Origin of the sequence: Actinomadura fibrosa, assembly GCF_900659615.1 — a bacterium.
GTDB classification, from domain to species: Bacteria; Actinomycetota; Actinomycetes; order Streptosporangiales; family Streptosporangiaceae; genus Spirillospora; species Spirillospora fibrosa.
On the sequence record NZ_CAACUY010000368.1, the window covers coordinates 1 to 6,588 of the forward strand.

Below are 6,588 nucleotides of genomic sequence, written 5' to 3' on the forward strand. Positions count from 1 at the left end.
CCAGGCGAGGCCCTCCGCGCCCGGCGCGCCCGCGACGGCCTCGCTCGCCGCCGCGAACTCCGGCGTCGCGGCGAACCCCCGCTCCGCGTGCAGGACGGCGGACCGCAGCACCTCCGCCAGCGGCAGCCGCCCGTACCGCTCGTGGAGCGCGAGCCACCCGTCCACGCAGCCGGGGACCGGCACCGACCGGACGTCGTGCCGGACGGGCATGCGCCGGTGGCCCTCCTCGCGGAGCGCCTCCGGGTCGGCGCCCGAGCCGGTCCGGCCCGAGGCGTTCAGCACCTCGGGCGGGCCCGGCCGCGCCTGCACGAGCGCGAACAGGTCGCCGCCCATGCCGCAGCGCTGCGGCGCCACGACGGCGAGCACGGCGCCCGCCGCCACGGCCGCGTCCACGGCCGATCCGCCGGCCCGCAGGATCGCGAGCCCGGCGGAGGACGCGCGGTGGTCGGCGGAGCAGATCAGAGCTCGGTCGGCGGTGGCCGTCGTCGTCATGCGAGCCTCCGGTGCCTTCGGGGTCGGCCGCGGCGCCCTCGTGAGGCGGCCGGGCCGGGGAGCGGTGGGCGCGCCCGCGAGGGAGCGCACCATGCGAACGGGAGTCGGGACGGGAACGGGGGAGCGGGGGGAGCGGAGCGGCGGGGGGCGAACGGAGCGGTGGGAGGCGGCGGGAGCGCGGCCCCGGCGCGGCCGGTCTCGCCGTCGCCGCCGCGCCGCGCGCCTCAACCGGCGTCTCGCGGCGCGTCATCGAGGTTAGTTGCCGCGCGTCCGGGCCGGAAGGTGTCACCGGACACCTTCGGCAGGAGGCCACGGCGGCGGGCGCGCGCCGTGTGCCGCGCCGCCGTGGCCTCTCCCCCCGCCGGGGCCGTGGACCGTCACCGGTTACAGGGGCGGCGGCCCGCGCCGACCGCCGCCCCGCCCCCCAGCGAACCGGTGGGAGCACCTCAACAAGGTGGTTGAAGCCTGCCGTGTACCGGCGCGTAGGTTCGCTGAACCGTGCCGGTCATCGGTGAGCGGTCGCCCGCCTGCGTCCGGTGGCCCGCCGCGCACGGCGAAGAACCCCTCCCGCACGCCGGACGGACGCGGGCGGCCGCTTCGATCAGGGTGTCCGTGACCAGTTCCGCCGGGACGCCGGTGCGGGACGCCACGCGGGCGGCCTGGCGGGCGGCCTCGCCGGGGCGCGCGGTGATGACCGCGGCGGCGGCGCGGACGGCCGCGAGGCGCTCCTCCGCGGACGCCTCACGCCGCACGGCGGGGTGCGGTCCGAAGGAGGCGCATGCCGAGGTCAGGGCGGCGTCCACCGCCTCGTCCATCAGCGGGGTGTGCGCGCGCAGGACGCGGCGGAGCGCGGCCCGGCCCTCGGCGCGCAGGACGCCCGCGGGGTCGAGGCCCGAGGGGAGGGCGGCGGTCTCGACGGGGCCTCCGACGGCGGCGAGGTGCTCCCAGGCGCGGAGGGCGCCCCTGCGTCCGGCCGGGTCGCCGTCCAGCGCGACGAGGACGCCGGTCCCGTCGAGGTCCGCGACGCTCGCGAGCGCGCCGAGCTGGGCGGCGGTGAACGACAGCCCGCAGGTCGCCACGGCGGCGTAGTCGCCCGGCGCGGCCAGCGTGACCGCGATGGCGTCCAGCGGCCCCTCGACGAGGACGGGCCGCGCGCCCGCCGCCAGCCGGTCGCGGGCCTCGTGCAGGCCGTAGAGCAGCTCGCCCTTGTGGAAGAGGGCGGTGTCCGGCCCGTTCAGGTACTTGGGTCCGGGGCCGCCGTCGGCGCGGCGGCCGATGAACCCGGCGACCGTGCCGTCCGGTGTCCTGAGGGCGAACATCGCGCGGTCCTGGAACGTGTCGGACGGCCCGGAGCGGCCGCGCCGGGCCAGCCCGGCCGCCACGATCTCGTCGTCGCCGTGCCCGAGGCCGCGCAGGTGGTCGGTGAGCGTGCGCGGGCCGGGCGGCGCGTACCCGATCTGCCAGCGGCGCTGCACGCCCGCGGGGAACCCGCGTCCCGCCAGGTAGGCGGGGACCCATCCGTCCCGGAGCCGGGCGCGGAAGAACCGATGCGCGGCCCGGGTGACGCCGCCGGACGGTTCGGACGCGCACGCGTGGAGGCGCCGGGCGAGCCGCAGGATCCGGTCGCCGACGGCAGGTCCGGCCCAGGGCGCGGTGGCCGGGAAGGACGGGGGCTGCGGCTCCAGCCCGAGCCAGGCGAGCACGAGGAAGGCGGCCGAGTCGGCTTCGACCCGTCGGGTGTCCCGGTCGCCGGGCAGGAGCGCGTGGGCGAGCCGCCGGACCAGGGCGGGCAGGTCGGCGCCGTCCGCCGCGACGCCGAGCCGGGACGCCAGGGCCGCGAGCCGTGCCATGGCCGGGCCCGGGTCGGCCGGTTCGCGGGGTGGGAGGGGCAGCCCGGTCGTCTGCGCGACGTCGAAGACGGCGCGGACCCCGCCGGACGGGGTGAGCAGGCGGATCGCCGCCTCGCCCCTGCGGACCTGCCGTCCCGCCGCCCGCCACTCCTCGTACGAGCGGACGTCGGTCGCGGCCCGCCACTGGGCGCCGATCAGCAGCGTCCCGGTGTACCCGTGCCGCCCGTGCAGCGCGGCGCGCCCGAGCCACCAGGCCCACGGGCGCGTGCCGTCCCGGAGGCGGGCCTCCTCCGCCGCTGCGATGCCGCGCAGCACCGACGCCAGGCGGTGCCGCTCCTCGTCCCGGACGGTCGCGGGCATGGGCGCGCCTCCTCGCACAGCGGGGAAGCCGTGTCCGTTATACCCAGTTTCGAGGTGTTTCAGAGGTGCGGCCGGGTCACAGGTACAGGCCGAAGAACTCCTCGGGGTGGTCCAGCAGCGGCGGCAGGTCCTCGGCGGTGAGCGTGACCAGCTCCTTCTTGGTCGGCACCCGCGGCGCCGCGCCCTTGCGGCCCTTTCCGGCCTCGTCCTTCCCGGCGCGCTTGGCGCTGACCGCCGCGGACGCGACCCGGTCGGCCTGGTTGGCGACGGCGACGTCGAGGAGGTTGCGCATCAGCCGGCCGTTGCCGAAGGACGGCCCGCGCGGCGCCCGGCGCAGCATCGTCCGCAGCACCTCGGCGGTGCCCGGGGCGAGCCGGAAGCCGTCGGCGGCGGCGAGCTGCTCGAACACGGTGATCAGCTCGTCGTCGGTGTAGTCGGGGAAGTGGATCTGCTTCGGGAACCGCGAGTCCAGGCCCGGGTTCGCGGCGAGGAACTCCGCCATCTCCTGCTGGTACCCGGCGACGACCACCACGAGGTCGTCGCGGTGGTCCTCCATCAGCTTGACCAGCTCGGCGATGGCCTCGTGCCCGTAGTCGCCCTTCAGCGGCGACTGGGTGAGCGTGTACGCCTCGTCGATGAACAGGACGCCGCCGAGCGCGCGCTCGACCAGCCGGCGGGTGCGCGGCGCGGTCTGCCCGATGTACTCGCCGACCAGGTGGGCGCGGGACGCCTCGACGAGGTGCCCGGACGACAGCACGCCCAGCCGCTTGTAGATGCGGCCGAGGAGCCGCGCGACCATCGTCTTGCCGGTGCCGGGGTTGCCGGTGAACACCATGTGCCGGGTCGGCGGGGTGATCTTCAGGCCGGACTCGCTGCGCAGCCGCGCCGCGTGCGTCCCCGCGACGAGCAGCGCGATCTCGTGCTTGACCGTCTCCAGGCCGGTGAGGTCGCGGAGCTCGGCGAGCGGGTCGCCGGCGGACCGCGCGGTGTCGAGCGCGGCCGGGATGTCCTGCTTGCGGACGACCGGCTCGGCGTCGCCCGCCGCGCGGGCCCGGGCCGCGGCGGCGACCTGGTCGGCGAGGTAGGGGGCGAGGCGGGCGTTGCGGAGCGTCTGCATGGGCGGCGTCGCGGCCAGCAGCGCGCCCGCCGCGTCCAGGGCGTGCCGGGTGGCGCGGAGGCCGTGCCGGTCGAGCGCGCGGCGGAACAGCTCGGCGTGCTCGGCGGCGCCGAACGGCCGGGTCCGCGCGATGCGGAACCGCTGCGGCAGCACGGGGTTGACCTCGGCGATCCGCTCGTCGCCGCCGGCGTCGCACAGCGCCGCGATCTGGAGGTCGGGGTAGACGGCGAGCAGCCGGTGCAGCTCGTCGGCGAGGGCCTCGCCGTTGCCGGGGTCGGCGACGATGCCGTCCAGCCCCTCGATGATCAGCAGCCGGTCGCCGGCGCAGTCGCGGGCGTCGGCGTGCAGCTTCGCGACCGCGTCGGAGAGCCGCTGCCCGGCGTACAGGTTGGCGGTGACCCACAGCGGGTCGCGGCCGAGCGCGAGCGCCCGGCCGAGCTCCTGCGCCGCGTCCCGCTTGCCGGTGCCGTCGGGCCCGGCGAGCAGCAGCCGGACGGGCCGCTTGTCGCGGGTCAGCTCGTCCAGCGCCCGGACGACCTCGGGCTGCCCGACGAGCGAGGTCGCCAGGTCGGGACGCAGCCGGGCCGGCTCCGGGGCGGGCGCCCCCTCGGGCACCTTCAGCGTCTCGGTGAGGGGGTTCACGACGCGGCGGCGCGGCGCGTACAGGCGGCGCAGGTCGGTCTGGAACTGCCCGACCGGGATCCACTCCGCCTTCGGGAACCACGGGTCGCTCGGCAGGCCCTGGACGATCGCGACGAACCGCATCGCCATGTCGAGCCAGGCGCGGCAGGCGTCCGCGGCGCCCGACACGAGGGCGCGGACGAGCCACGCCCGGGTCTGCTCCTGCCACGCGCCGGCCTTGAACCCGCGCCGCTCGACGGGGAAGCGCTGCTGGAGCTCGTGGTAGCGGTCCTCGCCGAGGGCCGCCGCCAGCTCCGCCGGGACCTGCTCCAGGCTGCCCTGGAGCAGGAGCTGGACGAGGTGCGACTCGACCTTCTCGTCGCGGGGCGCGACGGAGGTCAGGTGCTCGTAGGCGGCGAGGAGGCCCTGGCACACCCACTCCAGGTAGCCGACCGGGCCGAGCAGCTCGGGCACCGCCGCGAGGACCTGCTCGTCGGCGCGGTCGTGCCAGTGCTCGCGCAGCTCCATCTTGGGCAGGTTCACGTCGCAGGGCGGCGGGTCGTCGTAGAGCCGCAGCAGCGCCCGGCGCCGCTCCTCCAGCGGCGCGATGCCCTCCAGGACGACGAGGCACTCGCGGGCCAGCTCGATCGCGAGCTCCCGGTCGGGGGCCTCGATCAGCCAGTCCACCGGCGGGCGCCACCGGCCGCCGGGCGCGTCCCAGCGGGTCATCCGGGTGCTCAGCGGGCCGGGGTTGACGAGGTGGCGGTGCAGCAGCCGCTCGGGGAGCTGGGAGTACGAGCCCGCCTTGATCGCGCCGCCGCCGGGCAGGAACGCGAGGATGCCGAAGATCTCGGCGGTGACGAGCGAGGCGGGCAGCGTCAGCAGCTTGTGCTCGTCGGTGGTCAGCTCCACGGCCCGCGGGTCGGCGGCGAGCGCGTCGATCCGGTCGGAGATCTCTGCGAAGAGCCCGTCCGGGACGCGCCAGGGACCGTACGCGTAGACGTCGAGCACCGGCTCGTCGGTGAGCAGTAGCTCCAGATGCTCCGGCAGCCGCAACGCATTCTCCCCAAGAGTGATCAAAGCAGAGGTACAGCCTACGTTTCCGGAGTGGGTGCTGGTTTAGCGGTCAGGTGGATCCGCGGTATTGGGACGGCCGTGTCCCGAGGTCGGCGAGAACCGGTGACGAGTGTCACAGCGGGCGGCGCAGGGCCTCCACGGCGAGCCGCGCGGCCGTGCCGATGACGGCGTCGGCCTGCGGCAGCACGGCGACCGGCAGCGCCGAGCGGGTGAACACCGCGACCGCGTACCGGCCGCCGTCCGGATACTCGACGACGCCGATCTCGTTGCGGATCGTCGGGACCGTCCCGGTCTTGCCGCTCACCACCACGTCGTCGTACGGGAAGCCGGACGCGAGCCGGTGCGGCCACACCTGGAGGCCGAGGATCCGGCGCATCGCCGCGCACTCGGCGGGCGGCGCGGCCTCGTCCCGCCAGACCAGCCCGAGCAGCCGGGTCATGTCGCGGGGGGTGGAGCGGCCCGTCCGGGCCGGGTCGAGGGCGCGCAGCCGGGCGGACATGCCGGGCTCGTCGAGCCGGGCCCACACCTCGCCGAACGTCTCCGCGCCCGCGTCGGCGAGCATCCCGTCCAGCATCTCCCGGCCGCTGTCGAGCACGAGGGTGCCGGTCAGGCCGAACTCGGCCGCCGTCGCGTTGACCGCGTCCAGCCCCACCCGCTCCAGCAGGGCGTCCGCGGACGCGTTGTCGCTCACCGTGATCATCAGGCAGGCGAGGTCGCGCAGCGACATCCGCACCTCGTCGAGCAGCGCCGACACCCCGGTCGGCCCCGGCGTCCGGTCCTCCGGGCGCAGCGTCACCTGCTCGGCCGGGTCGAGGACGCCCTCCGCCGCCTGCCGGTGGAACGCCACGAGCAGCGGCACCTTGAACACCGACGCGAGGACGACCGGCTCGTCCGCGCCGAGGGCGACCTCGCGGCCCGTGTCCACGTCCACGGCGTGCAGGCACCCGGTCACGCCCGCGTCGCGGAACGCCGCCTCGATCCGCTCCGCCGCGCCCGCGCGCACGCCGCCCGGCCGGCCGCCCGGGCGGGTCACGCGAGGAACCCGGAGGCCGGGCGCGGGACGACCCGGCG

4 protein-coding genes are annotated in these 6,588 nt (G+C 76.9%); all 4 read right to left on the reverse strand.

Going from position 1 to position 6,588, the window contains the following annotated elements:
• Positions 1–492: gamma-glutamyltransferase (locus E1300_RS46275; protein WP_207400378.1), on the reverse strand; the 492-nt coding region annotated here is incomplete at its 3' end.
• A 446-nt stretch (positions 493–938) separates the two neighbouring features.
• Positions 939–2,702: a toprim domain-containing protein gene (locus E1300_RS46280; RefSeq protein ID WP_131763624.1), complete on the reverse strand. Its 1,764-nt coding sequence runs from the start codon at positions 2,700–2,702 to the stop codon at positions 939–941.
• A gap of 76 nt (positions 2,703–2,778) precedes the next feature.
• Complete coding sequence (locus E1300_RS46285) at positions 2,779–5,496, reverse strand: AAA family ATPase (RefSeq protein WP_131763625.1); 2,718 nt, start codon at positions 5,494–5,496, stop codon at positions 2,779–2,781.
• 133 nt (positions 5,497–5,629) lie between these two features.
• Complete coding sequence (locus tag E1300_RS46290; RefSeq protein ID WP_242619838.1) at positions 5,630–6,550, reverse strand: serine hydrolase; 921 nt, start codon at positions 6,548–6,550, stop codon at positions 5,630–5,632.
• Positions 6,551–6,588 lie beyond the last annotated feature (38 nt).

Excerpts from the sequence above, each read along its gene's own strand:
- E1300_RS46280 (WP_131763624.1), bottom strand. The coding sequence starts at position 2,702 with ATGCCCGCGACCGTCCGGGACGAGGAGCGGCACCGCCTGGCGTCGGTG.